At 72.3% G+C, this 15,642-nt stretch carries 14 protein-coding genes; 5 read left to right on the top strand and 9 right to left on the bottom strand.

What is annotated here, in order from left to right:
- Nucleotides 1-223: 223 nt before the first annotated feature.
- The 3 genes from ASC56_RS22730 to ASC56_RS22740 form a co-directional block, all read right to left on the bottom strand.
- A complete protein-coding gene (locus tag ASC56_RS22730; protein ID WP_055493335.1) occupies nucleotides 224-1,855 on the bottom strand; it encodes a phospho-sugar mutase in 1,632 nt (543 codons plus the stop codon).
- Between the two features lie 331 nt (nucleotides 1,856-2,186).
- A complete protein-coding gene (locus ASC56_RS22735) occupies nucleotides 2,187-3,011 on the bottom strand; it encodes a purine-nucleoside phosphorylase (protein WP_055493396.1) in 825 nt (274 codons plus the stop codon).
- 136 nt (nucleotides 3,012-3,147) lie between these two features.
- Nucleotides 3,148-3,585 (bottom strand): gamma-glutamylcyclotransferase, encoded by a 438-nt coding sequence (locus tag ASC56_RS22740; protein WP_055493336.1) that lies wholly within the window; start codon nucleotides 3,583-3,585, stop codon nucleotides 3,148-3,150.
- A 95-nt stretch (nucleotides 3,586-3,680) separates the two neighbouring features.
- On the opposite strand from ASC56_RS22740, the gene ASC56_RS22745 reads away from it, so the two are divergent.
- Both ASC56_RS22745 and ASC56_RS22750 read left to right on the top strand, forming a co-directional pair.
- Nucleotides 3,681-5,129 carry an NAD(P)H-quinone dehydrogenase gene (locus tag ASC56_RS22745; protein ID WP_055493337.1) on the top strand — a complete coding sequence of 483 codons (1,449 nt, stop codon included), beginning with the start codon at nucleotides 3,681-3,683 and terminating at the stop codon, nucleotides 5,127-5,129.
- Between the two features lie 179 nt (nucleotides 5,130-5,308).
- Nucleotides 5,309-6,274, top strand: a complete 966-nt coding sequence (locus tag ASC56_RS22750; protein WP_079102646.1) for a DeoR/GlpR family DNA-binding transcription regulator — start codon at nucleotides 5,309-5,311, stop codon at nucleotides 6,272-6,274.
- A gap of 570 nt (nucleotides 6,275-6,844) precedes the next feature.
- Here the strand turns inward: ASC56_RS22750 and ASC56_RS22755 are convergent.
- Complete coding sequence (locus ASC56_RS22755; RefSeq protein ID WP_055493339.1) at nucleotides 6,845-8,617, bottom strand: biotin carboxylase N-terminal domain-containing protein; 1,773 nt, start codon at nucleotides 8,615-8,617, stop codon at nucleotides 6,845-6,847.
- A gap of 366 nt (nucleotides 8,618-8,983) precedes the next feature.
- On the opposite strand from ASC56_RS22755, the gene ASC56_RS22760 reads away from it, so the two are divergent.
- Entirely contained in the window at nucleotides 8,984-9,505 is a 522-nt protein-coding gene (locus tag ASC56_RS22760; protein ID WP_063784994.1) for a hypothetical protein, read from the top strand.
- Nucleotides 9,506-9,580: 75 nt separating this feature from the next.
- Here ASC56_RS22760 and ASC56_RS22765 read toward each other — a convergent pair whose 3' ends face one another.
- The 4 genes from ASC56_RS22765 to ASC56_RS22775 form a co-directional block, all read right to left on the bottom strand.
- On the bottom strand, nucleotides 9,581-10,201 hold the full coding sequence (locus tag ASC56_RS22765) for a nucleoside triphosphate pyrophosphatase (RefSeq protein WP_055493341.1): 621 nt from the start codon (nucleotides 10,199-10,201) through the stop codon (nucleotides 9,581-9,583).
- 22 nt (nucleotides 10,202-10,223) lie between these two features.
- Nucleotides 10,224-10,352: a morphogenic membrane protein MmpB gene (mmpB, locus tag ASC56_RS42835; protein ID WP_267887631.1), complete on the bottom strand. Its 129-nt coding sequence runs from the start codon at nucleotides 10,350-10,352 to the stop codon at nucleotides 10,224-10,226.
- Nucleotides 10,353-10,554: 202 nt separating this feature from the next.
- Nucleotides 10,555-10,764, bottom strand: coding sequence for an acyl-CoA carboxylase epsilon subunit (locus ASC56_RS22770; protein ID WP_055493342.1), 210 nt, complete (start codon nucleotides 10,762-10,764; stop codon nucleotides 10,555-10,557).
- A 24-nt stretch (nucleotides 10,765-10,788) separates the two neighbouring features.
- Nucleotides 10,789-12,372 carry an acyl-CoA carboxylase subunit beta gene (locus ASC56_RS22775; protein ID WP_055493343.1) on the bottom strand — a complete coding sequence of 528 codons (1,584 nt, stop codon included), beginning with the start codon at nucleotides 12,370-12,372 and terminating at the stop codon, nucleotides 10,789-10,791.
- A gap of 147 nt (nucleotides 12,373-12,519) precedes the next feature.
- Here ASC56_RS22775 and ASC56_RS22780 point away from each other — a divergent pair, with 147 nt between their 5' ends.
- Complete coding sequence (locus tag ASC56_RS22780) at nucleotides 12,520-13,413, top strand: biotin--[acetyl-CoA-carboxylase] ligase (RefSeq protein WP_055493344.1); 894 nt, start codon at nucleotides 12,520-12,522, stop codon at nucleotides 13,411-13,413.
- Between the two features lie 191 nt (nucleotides 13,414-13,604).
- The gene (locus ASC56_RS22785; RefSeq protein ID WP_055493345.1) at nucleotides 13,605-14,747 is read left to right on the top strand and encodes an adenylate/guanylate cyclase domain-containing protein; all 1,143 of its coding nucleotides are present in this window, start codon (nucleotides 13,605-13,607) and stop codon (nucleotides 14,745-14,747) included.
- 238 nt (nucleotides 14,748-14,985) lie between these two features.
- Here ASC56_RS22785 and ASC56_RS22790 read toward each other — a convergent pair whose 3' ends face one another.
- Nucleotides 14,986-15,582, bottom strand: coding sequence for a hypothetical protein (locus ASC56_RS22790; RefSeq protein ID WP_055493346.1), 597 nt, complete (start codon nucleotides 15,580-15,582; stop codon nucleotides 14,986-14,988).
- Nucleotides 15,583-15,642: the final 60 nt, after the last annotated feature.

Here is a 15,642-nt window from a genome sequence, read left to right on the forward strand (position 1 = left end):
CACCACCGCGCCGGCCCCCGAGGGGACGGGAACCCCCACGGCCACGCTCACCCCGGCGGGCTGAGCCGCGCAGGACACGGTGGCGGCTGCGGCGCTCGGCGGACGGTACCGGAACACCGGTTCCCGCACCGGCGACCAGCGCGCCGAAGGTGCCTCAGCTGTCGCGGGGAAGTTCCCCGACGGGGTGCCCCTGCCATGTCTCCCGACAGGGGCACCCGGTGGGTCAGATGCCGGCCGCCGCCGACAGGTCCCGCTTGATCGCCGCGAGCCGGTCGGCCGCTTGGGCGCGCGCCGCGGGCAGGCCGGCGTGCGAGCCGACCGGGACCACGACCTCCAGGTAGCACTTGAGCTTGGGCTCGGTGCCGCTGGGGCGGACGATGACGCGGGCGCCGTCGAGGGTGTAGCGCAGACCGTCGGTCGGCGGGAGCCGGTCCGTGCCCTGCGTCAGGTCCTCGGCCTTGGTGATCGCGAGGCCCCCCAGCTCGGTCGGGGGCTGCTCGCGCAGCCGGCGCATCGCGTCCGCGATGACCGTGAGGTCCTGCACCCGGACCGACAGCTGGTCCGTGGCGTGCAGGCCGTGCTCCACGGCGAGGTCGTCGAGCAGGTCGAGCAGGGTGCGGCCCTGCTCCTTCAGCTCGGAGGCCAGCTCGGTGACGAGCAGGGCCGCCGTGATGCCGTCCTTGTCGCGGACGCCCTCGGGGTCGACGCAGTAGCCGAGCGCCTCCTCGTAGCCGTAGCGCAGCCCCTCGACGCGGGCGATCCACTTGAAGCCGGTGAGGGTCTCCTCGTACGGCAGGCCCACCTTCTCGGCGATGCGGCCGAGCAGGGAGGACGAGACGATCGACTCGGCGAAGGTGCCGGTGGCCCCGCGGCGGACCAGGTGCGTGCCCAGCAGGGCGCCCACCTCGTCGCCCCGCAGCATGCGCCAGTCCCCGCCGTCCTTGACCGCCACCGCGCAGCGGTCGGCGTCGGGGTCGTTGGCGATGACGAGGTCGGGCTCCGTCTCGCGGGCCTTCGCGAACGCGAGGTCCATGGCGCCGGGCTCTTCCGGGTTGGGGAAGGCGACGGTCGGGAAGTCCGGGTCGAGGTCGGCCTGCTCGGTGACGAGGGCCGGGGCGGGGAAGCCGGCGCGCTCGAAGGCGGCCAGGACGACGTCCCTGCCGACGCCGTGCATCGCCGTGTAGACGGTGCGGGCGGTGCGGGGGAAGTCCGGGGCGAGGACCGCGTCCGTGCGGGTGAGGTAGGCGTTCAGGACGCTGTCGTCGAGGGTGTCCCAGCCGGAGTCCGGGCGGGGGACGGCGGCGAGGGTGGTGATCGCGTCGATCTCCGCCGCGATCTCCGCGTCGGCCGGGGGCACGATCTGGGAGCCGTCGCCGAGATAGACCTTGTAGCCGTTGTCCCGGGGCGGGTTGTGGCTGGCGGTGACCTCGACACCGGCGACCGCGCCGAGGTGCCTGACGGCGAAGGCCAGGACGGGGGTGGGCAGGGGCCGGGGGAGAACGGCAGCGCGCAGGCCCGCGCCCGTCATGACGGCCGCGGTGTCCCGGGCGAAGTCGGCCGACTTGTGACGGGCGTCGTAGCCGATGACCACGAGGCCGTCGCCCTGGCCCTTGGACCTGAGGTACGCGGCGAGGCCCGCGGCGGCGCGAATGACCACGGCGCGGTTCATGCGCATGGGCCCGGCGCCGAGTTCGCCGCGCAGACCGGCCGTGCCGAACTGGAGGGTGCCGCTGAAGCGCGCGGCGAGCTCGGCGTGGTCCTCGGCGTCGATGAGCTTCGCGAGTTCCTCGCGGGTTTCCGCGTCGGGGTCCTCGGCCAGCCACGCCTTGGCCCGTGCGATGAGTTCGTCGTGCACGTCGGGTCAACCTCTCGTTGTCTGCTTGTCGGGCGCCCTCGGCCGGTGGTGGGTCCGGTGCCGGGCGGCCGGTCGTACGGGACCGGCGTCCCGCCTGCCGTGGGTGGGGCGATGGTGACCGCCTCGGTCCGGCACGCGGGCGTCCGCCAGGGGACCGGTGGGGTGGCGCCTCGGGCAGGCACCGCGGTCCCGTCCGGCGTGGGCCCGGGGGCGTTCGGCGTGATCGGGATCCGGGGGCGCGGGGCCCCACTGACGGATACCCCGGCGGGCGGTTCCCTAGAGCTCCGAACAGAATGGGCGCCCGGCTCGCGGCGCCTGGCCTCCGGAGCTCTTACAGGCGGTTCAGCACCTGGGTCAGCAGCGTCCCCATCCGGGTCGCGCTGTCGCGGCCCGCCTGGAGGACCTCCTCGTGGTTCAGAGGCTCGCCCGTCATACCCGCGGCCAGGTTCGTGACCAGGGAGATGCCCAGGACCTCGGCTCCCGCCTCGCGTGCGGCGATGGCCTCCAGGACCGTGGACATGCCCACCAGGTCGGCACCGATGACGCGGGCCATGCGGATCTCGGCCGGGGTCTCGTAGTGCGGGCCCGTGAACTGCGCGTAGACGCCCTCCTCCAGGGTGGGGTCGATCTCCTTGCACAGGGCGCGCAGGCGCGGGGAGTACAGGTCCGTCAGGTCGACGAAGTTGGCGCCGACGATCGGGGAGGTCGCCGTCAGGTTGATGTGGTCGCTGATCAGCACGGGCTGGCCGGGGCGCATGGTCTCGCGCAGGCCGCCGCAGCCGTTGGTCAGGACGATCGTCTTGGCGCCGGCGGCGACGGCGGTGCGGACGCCGTGCGCGACGGCGGCGACGCCGCGGCCCTCGTAGTAGTGCGTACGGCCCAGGAAGACCAGGGCCCGCTTGTCGCCGATCCGGTACGAGCGGATCCTGCCGCCGTGTCCCTCGACCGCCGGCGGCGGGAAGCCGGGCAGCTCGGTGACGTGGAACTCGGGCTCGGCCTCGCCGAGGGCGTCGACGGCCGGAGCCCAGCCGGAGCCCATCACGAGGGCCACGTCGTGGGTCTCGGCACCGGTCAGCTCGCGCAGGCGCGCGGCGGCGGCGTCGGCGGCGGCGTAGGGGTCGCCCTGGATGTCGTCCGGAAGAAGAGATGCGTTCACGCGCATGAGGGTAGCCGGTTTGGGCCTACGCGCGTAGATGACGGAGGTCACGACAATGCGATCGTTGTCTTGTCGTTTCCGACGACCTTTGATCGGAAGATGGCCGCGCGGTCCGGACCGGCCGACCGGGCGCCGCTCAGCACGGCCGCTTGCGCAACTCCATCACGTAGTCGTGCGGTGCCCCGGCCGACTCCGCCGCGTCCGCGATCTCGCCCAGGTAGCGTGCCGAGGGCAGGCCGCCCTCGTAGCCGTTCAGCACGAAGGTCCAGGCCGACTCCTCGCCGTCCAGCGTGTGGACGCGCACGCGCAGCCGGCGGTAGACGTCGAGACCCACGCCCTCCCAGCGGTCCATGGACTCCTCGTCCATGGGCGCGATGTCGTACAGCGCGACGAAGACCTGTGAGATCGGGTCCTCCACGATCGTCGCGAGGGCGCCCTCCCAGCCCATGTGCTCGCCCCCGAAGGTCAGCCGCCAGCCGTTGAGCCAGCCGGTGGCGCGCAGCGGCGAGTGGGGTGCGCGGCGGGTCATCAGCCGCGCGTCGAGGTTGCCGGCGTACGCGGCGTAGAGCGACATGGAGTCGAGAGTACGTCAGCACCACGTCAGCCTCTCCTGTAACAGAAGTACATCGGTCCGCCCCCGGAGGAGAACCGCCTGAAGCGTGCGGGACAATGGAGTACGTGACTCGGATCGTGATCATCGGTGGCGGACCCGGCGGATATGAAGCGGCGCTGGTGGCCGCGCAGCTCGGCGCGGAGGTGACCGTCGTCGACTGCGACGGTCTGGGCGGGGCGTCGGTGCTCACCGACTGCGTGCCGTCGAAGACGCTCATCGCGACGGCCGAAGTGATGACGACCTTCGATTCCTCGTACGAGGAGCTCGGCATCATCGTGGCCGACGACACCCCTCCCCTGGAGCAGGCCGCCCGCGTCGTCGGGGTCGACCTCGGGAAGGTCAACCGCCGGGTGAAGCGGCTCGCGCTCGCCCAGTCCCACGACATCACCGCGTCCGTCACGCGCGCCGGCGCCCGGGTCATGCGCGGCCGCGGCCGGCTGGAGGGCATGCAGGGGCTGGACGGGTCCCGCAAGGTCGTCGTACGGGCGGCGGACGGGAGCGAGGAGACCCTCACCGCCGACGCCGTGCTCATCGCCACCGGCGGTCACCCGCGCGAGCTGCCCGACGCCCAGCCGGACGGCGAGCGGATCCTCAACTGGACCCAGGTCTACGACCTCGACGAGCTGCCCGAGGAACTCATCGTCGTCGGTTCCGGTGTCACCGGTGCCGAGTTCGCCGGCGCCTATCAGGCCCTCGGGTCCAAGGTCACCCTCGTCTCCTCGCGCGACCGTGTGCTGCCCGGCGAGGACCCCGACGCCGCCGCCGTCCTGGAGGACGTCTTCCGGCGCCGCGGCATGAACGTGATGGCCCGCTCGCGCGCGCAGTCCGCCAAGCGTGTGGGCGACCGCGTCGAGGTCACCCTCGCCGACGGACGAGTGATCACGGGCTCGCACTGCCTCATGGCCGTCGGCGCCGTCCCCAACACCAGCGGGATGGGGCTCGAGGAGGCCGGGGTCAAGCTCCGGGAGTCCGGTCACATCTGGACGGACAAGGTCTCCCGGACGACGGCTCCGGGTGTGTACGCCGCCGGTGACGTGACCGGCGTCTTCGCCCTCGCCTCCGTCGCCGCCATGCAGGGACGCATCGCCATGTACCACTTCCTGGGCGACGCGGTGGCCCCGCTCAACCTGAAGACCGTCTCCTCGAACGTCTTCACCGACCCCGAGATCGCCACCGTCGGCTACACCCAGGCCGACGTCGACGCCGGCAACATCGACGCCCGGGTCGTCAAGCTGCCGCTGCTGCGCAACCCGCGCGCCAAGATGCAGGGCATCCGCGACGGCTTCGTCAAGATCTTCTGCCGGCCCGGCACCGGGATCGTCGTCGGGGGCGTGGTCGTCGCACCGCGCGCGTCCGAACTCATCCATCCCATCTCGATCGCGGTCGACAACAATCTGACGGTCGAACAGATCGCGAACGCGTTCACCGTGTACCCCTCCCTTTCGGGCTCGATCGCCGAGGTGGCACGGCAGTTGCACACCCGGAAGACCGGCGTCGAGGCCTGACGGCCCGTCGCGGACAGCCGCAGGTCACAGGGCTGGTCGCGGGGACTCGCCGACGATGCGTACGGCATGGGCGCCGGGAGTGGGCGCCTATACCACTCTCCGCCCTGCCATGCGAACAACTTCTGTTATTCGGCGCAAACTGCTGAAACCAGACGGTCGTTGGGGTTACTGTCAGTTTCGTGTTCGCTGCAGAACGTCGCCAGTTGATCCTCGAAATGGTGCGAGCGAACGGGGCCGTGTCGCTCCGTGAGCTCGCCCGCGTCGTCCAGACCTCCGAAGTGACCGTACGGCGGGACGTGCGCGCGCTGGAGGCAGAAGGACTCCTCGACCGCCGGCACGGCGGTGCGGTATTGCCGGGCGGGTTCACGCGGGAGTCCGGCTTTCCGCAGAAGTCACATCTCGCGACCGCCGAGAAGACGGCCATCGCCGACCTCGCGGCGGGGCTCGTCGAAGAGGGCGAGGCCATCGTGGTCGGGGCGGGGACCACCACGCAGGAGCTGGCGCGCCGGCTCGCGCGGGTGCCCGGACTGACCGTCGTCACCAACTCGCTGCTGGTGGCCCAGGCGTTGGCCCATGCCAATCGCGTGGAGGTCGTGATGACCGGCGGCACCCTGCGCGGCTCCAACTACGCCCTGGTCGGCAGCGGTGCCGAACAGTCGCTCCAGGGCCTGAGGGTCTCCAAGGCCTTCCTGTCCGGCAGCGGGCTGACCGCCGAGCGCGGGCTGTCCACGTCCAACATGCTGTCGGCGTCCGTCGACCGTGCGTTGGTGCAGGCGGCCGCGGAGGTCGTCGTCCTCGCCGACCACACGAAGCTCGGCACGGACACGATGTTCCAGACGGTGCCGACGGACGTGATCACCCGGCTGGTGACGGACGAACCGCCCGCGCACGACGACCGCGCCGCCACCGAGCTGCAGGCTCTGGCCGATCAGGGCGTGCAGATCGGGGTCGCGGGAGCGTCGGGCGGCGGGGCCACGGGAGGCGATGCGGTCCCGCCGGGGCGTCAGCCGCGCCGGGACGTGCCCCTCCCGGGGCCACGCCGCGGCCAGGTCCCCGGCGGTGGTCCGCAGTTGCGCAGTGCGACGGTCCTCGGGGATCCGCCCACGGGAGAACGCGCCCGGGTCGCGGACCTGCGCCGCCGCTAGGGCACTTCTGACGGATCTCCGTCGGACAAGGAGCGGCGTCCGGTGCGTGCTCTCGGCGTGCGCCGAGCGGGGGCACCTCCCGGCCGAAGGCTGGGGGCGCGGGACGGGCGTCGCGACGCCGCGGAGATCCGCCGGAAGGGCCCTGGCTCCGACCGCGCCCCGCTCCACGCCTGTGCCCCGACGACGCCGTGCGCGGTGGCGTGTCAGGCCGTACGCCGTCCGGTGCCACGTCAGTCGAGGGGCGCGCCCCCGGCTCCGCGGGGGGCGTCGTGCCGCAGGGCCCATGGTGGCCTCGCCGGGCACACGTGTGCCGCCGGTCGCCGGGGCCTCCGTTCGGCGCAGTGCGTCCTCGGTCATACGAACACCGCCACCCGGATCACGCCCGTGCGGCCCCGCCCCCGCACAGCCTCAGCGGCTTCGTGCTGCCCGCGGCGTGTGCCGTCTGTCGCGTCGCCGTATCCCCGCCGTATCGCCGTCGCCCCGTGCGAGTGATGCTGCGCCCCGGCGTGCGGGCAAGCCGCCCCGTGGACCGAGGCATCGGTCCACGGGGCGGCTCGCCGTGCGGCTGGGTCAGTCCTTGATCTCGCAGATGGCGGCGCCGGAGGTGATGGACGCGCCGACCTCCGCGGTCAGGCCCTTGATGGTGCCGGCCTTGTGCGCGTTCAGCGGCTGCTCCATCTTCATGGCCTCCAGGACGACGACCAGGTCGCCTTCCTTGACCTCCTGGCCCTCCTCGACCGCGACCTTCACGATCGTGCCCTGCATCGGGGAGGCCAGCGTGTCACCGGAGGCCACCGGCCCGGACTTCTTGGCCGCGCGCCGCTTCGGCTTGGCGCCGGCCGCCAGACCCGTACGGGCCAGCGACATCCCCAGGGACGCCGGCAGCGACACCTCAAGGCGCTTGCCGCCGACCTCGACGACGACCGTCTCGCGGCCCGGCTCCTCATCGGCCTCCGCCTCCGCGGGCGCCGTGAAGGGCTTGATCTCGTTGACGAACTCGGTCTCGATCCAGCGGGTGTGGATCGTGAACGGGTCAGCGGAACCGGTCAGTTCGGGTGCGAACGCCGGGTCCCGGACGACCGCCCGGTGGAACGGGATCGCCGTGGCCATGCCCTCGACCTGGAACTCGTCCAGGGCGCGGGCGGCGCGCTCCAGCGCCTCCTTGCGGGTACGGCCCGTGACGATCAGCTTGGCCAGCAGCGAGTCCCACGCCGGGCCGATGACCGAACCCGACTCCACGCCCGCGTCCAGGCGCACACCCGGGCCCGACGGCGGGTCGAACCGCGTCACCGTGCCGGGCGCCGGGAGGAAGTTGCGGCCCGGGTCCTCGCCGTTGATGCGGAACTCGAAGGAGTGACCGCGCAGTTGCGGGTCGTCGTAGCCCAGCTCCTCACCGTCGGCGATCCGGAACATCTCCCGCACCAGGTCGATGCCGGCGACCTCCTCGGTGACCGGGTGCTCCACCTGCAGACGGGTGTTGACCTCCAGGAAGGAGATCGTGCCGTCGTTGCCGACCAGGAACTCCACCGTGCCTGCACCCACGTACCCGGCCTCCTTCAGGATGGCCTTCGACGCGCGGTACAGCTCGGCGAGCTGCTCCTCGTTCAGGAAGGGGGCCGGGGCCTCCTCGACCAGCTTCTGGTGGCGGCGCTGCAGCGAGCAGTCCCGGGTGGAGACCACGACCACATTGCCGTGCTGGTCGGCCAGGCACTGGGTCTCGACGTGACGCGGCTTGTCCAGGTAGCGCTCGACGAAGCACTCCCCGCGGCCGAACGCGGCCACGGCCTCGCGCACCGCCGACTCGTACAGCTCCGGGACCTCTTCGAGGGTGCGGGCGACCTTCAGACCGCGCCCGCCGCCACCGAAGGCGGCCTTGATCGCGATGGGCAGGCCGTGCTCCTGCGCGAAGGTGACCACCTCGTCGGCGCCGGAGACGGGGTCGGGGGTACCGGCCACCAGCGGCGCGCCGGCGCGCTGGGCGATGTGCCGGGCGGCGACCTTGTCGCCGAGGTCCCGGATGGCCTGCGGCGGCGGGCCGATCCAGATCAGGCCCGCGTCCAGGACGGCCTGGGCGAAGTGGGCGTTCTCGGAGAGGAAGCCGTAACCGGGGTGAATGGCATCCGCACCGGAGTCCTTCGCCGCCTGCAACACCTTCTCGATGTCCAGGTAGCTGGTGGCTGGGGTGTCACCGCCCAGTGCGAACGCCTCGTCCGCCACGCGGACGTGCAGGGCGTCCCGGTCCGGGTCGGCGTACACGGCCACACTCGCGATCCCGGCGTCACGGCAGGCCCGGGCGACACGGACAGCGATTTCGCCACGGTTGGCGATCAACACCTTGCGCACGATGGCTCCCTCTCCTTGAAACAAGCCGAGTTTAGGGACTGCCGACACGACGTTTCGACCCGTCCCCAGTGGTGAGCTTGCCCACACGGAGCGTGAAACCAGGCTCACTCAACCTGCGAAACCCCTTGTCGCACCGCCGCACAGGGGAATCCACCGGAAAACCCTAGCCCTCCGGTGTGGTCAAGGTCTCTATGAACTAGTCCTGCCGCCGGTCGTGTTTCTTTGTGGAGTCCCTACTAATGGCCCAACGATTCTTTGCCGTCGCCAGACCTCTTGTCCCCGGGTTTACCCGTTAGTAGCGTTCGCGATGTCTCCAAGGTACTGGCAGTAACACTCGGCGTGGTCGAAGGTGGGTGGGGGCCGGTGGTGGTCCGCAGACCGGTGGCAGGGGTCCTGACGATCGTCCTCCTCGTGGAGGCGATCGGCATCGCGCTGCTGAACTGGCTCCTCGGTGTGGTGGTCCACCGGCAGAAGATGTCCCTGGCGGGCCTCGACCCGAACGTGATGTCGGTGTCGTCGAAGGCGGGCGGTGTCGTCTTCGGGCTCTACTTCGTGCTGTGCGCGCTCGCCGCCCTGCTCGTCGCCGTGCGTGACCGTTCCCCGTCCGGCTTCTGGCGCATCGTCCTGATCAGCGCCGCCGTGGTGCACGGTCTGCTCGGCGCCTTCGCGGTGGGCCTGGCCGGCTGGGGCGCGTTCGCGTACATGATGGTGGTGCTCGGGCTGATCGTTCTCACTCTGATGACGTACGACCGCCGGGTGGGCCCGGCTGACGCGCCGTCGGCGGACGGTGGTCCCGCGGGCGCGGACGGGGCTCCGCGGACGGCGCAGCGGGTTCCGGAGCGTGCGGAGGGGCCGGAGAGCGGCGGGCCCGCACCGGCCACCCCCTGAACACCGTTCAGCGCCGGTCGTCCGGTGCTGCGTGCCGGGCGTCCGGCCGGTCCGCCGCCCCGGCCGCACCGCCGGTCACTTCTCCTGCGGCGTCCACAACTCCGTGATCCCGACGCCCAGTTCGGCCAGCAGTCGGCGGACCAGGGGCAGCGAGATCCCGATGACATTGCCGTGGTCGCCGTCGATGCCGTCGATGAAGGGCGCCGAGCGGCCGTCGAGCGTGAAGGCTCCGGCCACGTAGAGGGGTTCGCCGGAGGCCACGTACGCGGCGATCTCCTCGTCCGAGGGCTCGCCGAAGCGGACCACGGTGGACGCGGTGGCGGAGGCGTACCGGCCGCTGATCGTGTCGTAGACGCAGTGGCCGGTCTGCAGCGTGCCCGCCCGGCCGCGCATCGCCTTCCAGCGGGCCGTCGCCTCCTCCGCGTCCGCGGGCTTGCCGAGGGCCTGGCCGTCCAGGTCGAGCACCGAGTCGCAGCCGATCACCAGCGCGCCCATGACCTCGGGCTTCGCGGCCACCACGGACGCCTTGGCCTCGGCCAGCGCGAGCGCGAGTTCCGCGGGGGTGGGCGCGGTGACGGCGTCCTCGTCGACCCCGCTCACGATGACCTCGGGGTCGAGTCCGGCCTGCCGGAGCAGTCCGAGCCGGGCGGGGGACTGGGATGCGAGCACAAGGCGGCGACGGGGCTGAACGGTCATGCGGACAGCGTATCGGTGCCCCTCATCTGACGCCGATGACGATCATGGTCAGCAGCATGGCCAGCGCCATGAGGACCCCCAGCCGCCGCAACATCTCCTGCACGTCGCGGAGTTCCTTCGGCGGCTCGTTCTCGGGGTCGGACCACAGCATGTCATCGATCGTGCGCTGTCGGTGTGGCCCGGCGCCTGAGTACGCGTACTCAACTTGTTCGGCGGGAGTCGCTCACCGTCACCCTGTACTTCGGCGCCGTCACCGGACCGGCTGCACCCGGCGTACGACTTCGGCGACCACCTGCACCCGAATGACGGGGGGTACGCGGTGATGGCCGAAGTCGTCGCCGAGGTGCCGTAGGTCAGCCGGGCCAGTACGTGCGGCTCCACGCCGTCGCGCCCGGCTGGGGCAGTCGGTGGGCGGCGATACGGGCCGGGTCGGCCCAGGAGTCCCGCTCCCGCGCCGCGCCCGGCGGTATGGCGGCCGCCGCCGCGGCGCGGGCCCGGACCACCGCCAGTGCGGCGGCCAGCTCCTCCGGGGTCGGATTGCCCCGTACGACCTTGATCGTCATGTCCGCTCCCAAGGGTCCGGGGGTCTACAGGGGGATGTTGCCGTGCTTCTTCGGGGGCAGGGACTCCCGCTTGGTGCGCAGCTGGCGCAGACCGCGCACGACGTGCCCGCGGGTGTCGGACGGCATGATCACCGCGTCGATGTAGCCGCGCTCGGCCGCGATGTAGGGGTTGAGGAGGGTGTCCTCGTACTCCTGGATGAGCCGGGCGCGCGTCGCCTCCGGCTCGTCCGCCTCGCCGATCGTGCGGCGGTGCAGGATGTTGACCGCGCCCTGCGCGCCCATGACGGCGATCTGGGCGGTCGGCCAGGCCAGGTTGAGGTCCGCGCCCAGGTGCTTGGAGCCCATGACGTCGTAGGCGCCGCCGAAGGCCTTGCGGGTGATCACCGTGATCAGCGGGACCGTCGCCTCCGCGTACGCGTAGATGAGTTTGGCGCCGCGGCGGATGATGCCCGTGTGCTCCTGGTCGACCCCCGGCAGGAAGCCGGGCACGTCGACGAAGGTGATGACGGGGACGTTGAAGGCGTCGCAGGTGCGCACGAAGCGCGCGGCCTTCTCGCTCGCGTCGATGTCCAGGCACCCCGCGAACTGCATCGGCTGGTTGGCGACGATGCCCACCGGGCGGCCCTCGACCCGGCCGAAGCCGGTGAGGATGTTCGGCGCGAACAGCGGCTGCGTCTCGAAGAACTCGGCGTCGTCCAGGATGTGCTCGATCACCGTGTGCATGTCGTACGGCTGGTTCGCGCTGTCCGGGACCAGCGTGTCCAGCTCGCGGTCCTCCTCGGTGACGGACAGGTCCGCCTCCTCCGGGAAGGCCGGGGGCTCACTGAGGTTGTTGGACGGCAGGTACGACAGCAGCTGCTTGACGTACTCGACGGCGTCCTTCTCGTCCCCGGCCATGTGGTGGGCCACGCCGGAGGCGGTGTTGTGGGTGCGGGCGCCGCCCAGCTCCTCGAAGCCGACGTCCTCCCCGGTGACCGTCTTGATGACGTCCGGGCCGGTGATGAACATGTGCGAGGTCTGGTCGACCATCACCGTGAAGTCGGTGATCGCCGGGGAGTACACCGCGCCGCCCGCGCACGGGCCGACGACCAGGCTGATCTGCGGGACAACACCGGAGGCATGGGTGTTGCGGCGGAAGATCTCGCCGTACGCGCCCAGCGAGGCGACACCTTCCTGGATACGGGCGCCGCCTGAGTCGTTGATGCCGATGACCGGACAGCCCGTCTTCAGGGCGAAGTCCATCACCTTGACGATCTTCTGGCCGTAGACCTCGCCGAGGGCGCCGCCGAAGACCGTGAAGTCCTGGGAGAAGACGGCGACCGGACGCCCGTCGACGGTCCCGTACCCGGTGACGACCCCGTCCCCGTACGGCCGGTTCTTCTCCAGGCCGAAGTTGGTCGAGCGGTGCCGGGCGAACTCGTCGAGCTCCACGAACGAGCCCTCGTCCAGCAGCAGTTCGATCCGCTCACGGGCCGTCAGCTTGCCCTTGGCGTGCTGCTTCTCGACAGCACGCTCCGAGCCGGCGTGCGTCGCCTCCTGGACGCGGCGCTGGAGGTCCGCGAGCTTGCCCGCGGTGGTGTGAATGTCGATCTCTTCCGGCTCGGACATCGGGATGCGGCTCCCTGCCTGCTCAGTGGGGACGTGAGGATGAGGTGCTACGAGAATGCTCAGAAGAACGAACGGTTACTCATCCGTAGCGTAGTGGCGGGCCTACCGATCGGCAGTGCGGCGTTTACCACACCTAGGGTGGCTTGCATGATTCCGCGAGATGCCTCAGACGGGAACGACCGGTCGAACGACGCCGCGGGCGGCGGCAGCCGGTGGTCCGACCTGGACCGCCCGCCCCTGAACGCCGTCGCGCTGCGCCGGGGACTGCTGCGGGAGGGCGGGCTGTGGTCCGGGATCGAGGTGGTGGAGCGCACCGGGTCCACCAACAGCGACCTCGTCGCCCTCGCCGCGGCCGGCCGGGCCGCCGAGGGCACCGTCCTGGTCGCCGAGGAGCAGAACGCGGCACGCGGGCGACTGGACCGCACCTGGACGGCCCCGGCCCGCTCCGGCCTGTTCTTCTCGGTACTGCTCGAACCGGCCGGGGTGCCTCTCGCCCGCTGGGGCTGGCTGCCGCTGCTCGCCGGGGTGGCCGTCGCGACCGGGCTCACCCGGGCCGCGGGCGTGGACACCGCACTCAAGTGGCCCAACGACGTGCTGGTCACCGTGGGTGACGATGAACGCAAGGCCGGCGGGATCCTCGCGGAGCGCGCGGGCGAGGGCGCGGTGGTGATCGGCATCGGCATCAACGTCACGCTCCGAGAGGACGAGCTGCCGGTACCCACGGCGGGTTCCCTGGCCCTGGCGGGCGCCCGTACCACGGACCGCGACCCGCTGCTGCGGGCGGTGCTGAGGTCCCTGGAGGACTGGTACGGCCGCTGGCGCGCCGCCGGCGGCGACCCCGCGGCGAGCGGCCTCCAGCAGACGTACGCGGCGGGCAGCGCGACGCTGGGCCGCCTGGTACGCGCCGAGCTGCCGGGCGACCGGTCCATCACCGGCGAGGCGGTGGCGATCGACGGCGACGGCCGCCTCGTCCTCGCGACGGAGGAGGGCGTACAGGAGCCGGTGGGGGCGGGGGACGTGGTGCATCTGCGGCCCGCGTGACGATGCGGTCGGTCCGGCGTTCGACGAGGACGAGGCCGCAGGCCGGCACCGCGTCCGGGGGCGGAGCCCCGGTGACGGTCACCGTGACGCCGGGTGCGCGACGACGCCGCTGAGGAGTGAGCTACCGCACACCTGCCGTAGAGTTGACCGCGGTCGATACCTGACCGCGGCAGATCGGAAGGGCAGCACGCGTGACCGTCGACGACACGGGCTCGGGCACGGGCGTGGACCCCGCCCCCGACGGTGAACCGGGGCGGGACGCACACGCCGAGTCCGAGGAGAACCCCCTCGCGCTCCGCCTGGAGCAGCTCATCCTGGGCGCGGAGCGCCGCTACACCCCCTTCCAGGCGGCCCGCAGCGCCGGCGTCTCCATGGAACTGGCGTCCCGCTTCTGGCGGGCGATGGGCTTCGCGGACATCGGCCAGGCCAAGGCGCTCACGGAGGCCGACGTCCTGGCCCTGCGCCGCCTCGCCGGTCTGGTCGAGGCGGGCCTGCTCAGCGAGGCGATGGCGGTGCAGGTGGCCCGTTCGACCGGCCAGACCACGGCCCGTCTGGCCGAGTGGCAGATCGACTCCTTCCTGGAGGGTCTCACCGAGCCTCCCGAGCCCGGCATGACCCGCACCGAGGTGACCTACCCCCTGGTCGAGCTGCTCCTGCCGGAGCTGGAGGAGTTCCTCGTCTACGTCTGGCGCCGTCAGCTCGCCGCCGCGACCGGCCGGGTCGTCCAGGCCGCCGACGACGAGGAGATGGTCGACCGCCGCCTCGCGGTGGGCTTCGCGGACCTCGTCGGCTTCACGCGGCTGACGCGCCGCATGGAGGAGGAGGAACTCGGCGAACTCGTCGAGGCGTTCGAGACGACCGCGGCCGACCTGGTGGCCGCGCACGGCGGACGGCTCATCAAGACGCTGGGTGACGAGGTGCTGTACGCGGCGGACGACGCGGGTGTCGCCGCGGAGATCGCGCTGCGCCTGATCGAGACGATGGCGAACGACGCGACCATGCCGGAGCTGCGCGTGGGTATCGCCTTCGGCACGGTGACCACCCGGATGGGCGATGTCTTCGGTACGACGGTGAACCTGGCGAGCAGGCTGACCTCGATAGCTCCCCGGGACTCGGTCCTGGTGGACGGCGCCTTCGCGGAGGAGCTCACCCGCACCGGCGACGCGCCCGCGTCCGAGTCGGCGGCCGCCGAGGCCGCGGCCACGGCGGAGAAGGAGGGCAAGGAGCCGCCCTCGTACCGCTTCGCGCTCCAGCCGATGTGGCAGCGCCCGGTGCGCGGCCTCGGCGTGATCGAGCCGTGGCTCCTGGCGCGCCGGGAAGCGGCGTCCGCGTAGCCCGCCCGAGGAGCGCCGTGCCTGGCTCCGGCGGCGCGACCTGATCCCCTGCCACGGCTCGGCTCACCCGCCGGACGGCGACTGCCCGTGCCGGTCCGGTGCGCGGGTGGCGGGTCGAGTCAGCGCCCCGGACCGAGACGCCCAGACATGGGGACGCCCGGCAACGCGGGCAGAGCGCGGGCCCAGGCTCAGGACTGACACGCCCACACGGACATGGGAAGCCCCCGTACGGTCCCGGTCAACCGCCAGGTGCCGACAAGCCGTTGACGCACAGGCCCACGAGCGGGACGCACAGGCCCGGGGGGTTCGGCCGGGGAGCCGGTGGCTGGGTGGTCGTGGGCGCGGTCGGGGACGGGACGGGCTCTGACGTGGCGGGCGTCGTGGCCGCCGGGGGCTCGGGGGTGCGGGAGGCCGTGGGGGTCCAGGGCGCCTCGGGGATGCCGGTGGCGGGGTCGCTGGCGCGAGGCGCCGACGAGGACGGGAACGCGGACGGGCTCACGCCGTGCGGTGCGGCGGGGCTCGCGCTCGCTGCCGTCCTGACGTCGGCCGCGGGGTGGTGGCTCATGGCACCCGCGGCCGGCGCCGTCACGGTCGTGGCCGCCGTGTCGCTGGCGTCGATCCGGGGCTCGGCCTCCGCCGTGCCGCCCCCGCCCGTCACCGACTCGGGTGCGAGGTGTAGCAGGCTCAGGGCCCCGGCGGCGAGCGCCAGCCCGCCGGCGGCGAGGACCATGCGCCGGGGGCGGGGCTTGCGGTGCCGGCCCGAGGGACGGCAGCGGAGGGGGCCGGAGGCGCTGTGCGCCGTCGTGGTCTCGCCGGTGGCCGTGTCCGTCGTCATGCTCGTCCCTCCCCGGCGTGACCGCACTCCCCCGATACGCCGTAGCGGTGCGCAGACTAT

This window comes from Streptomyces sp. TP-A0356, from assembly GCF_001417775.1.
In the GTDB taxonomy this organism is placed as follows: Bacteria; Actinomycetota; Actinomycetes; order Streptomycetales; family Streptomycetaceae; genus Streptomyces.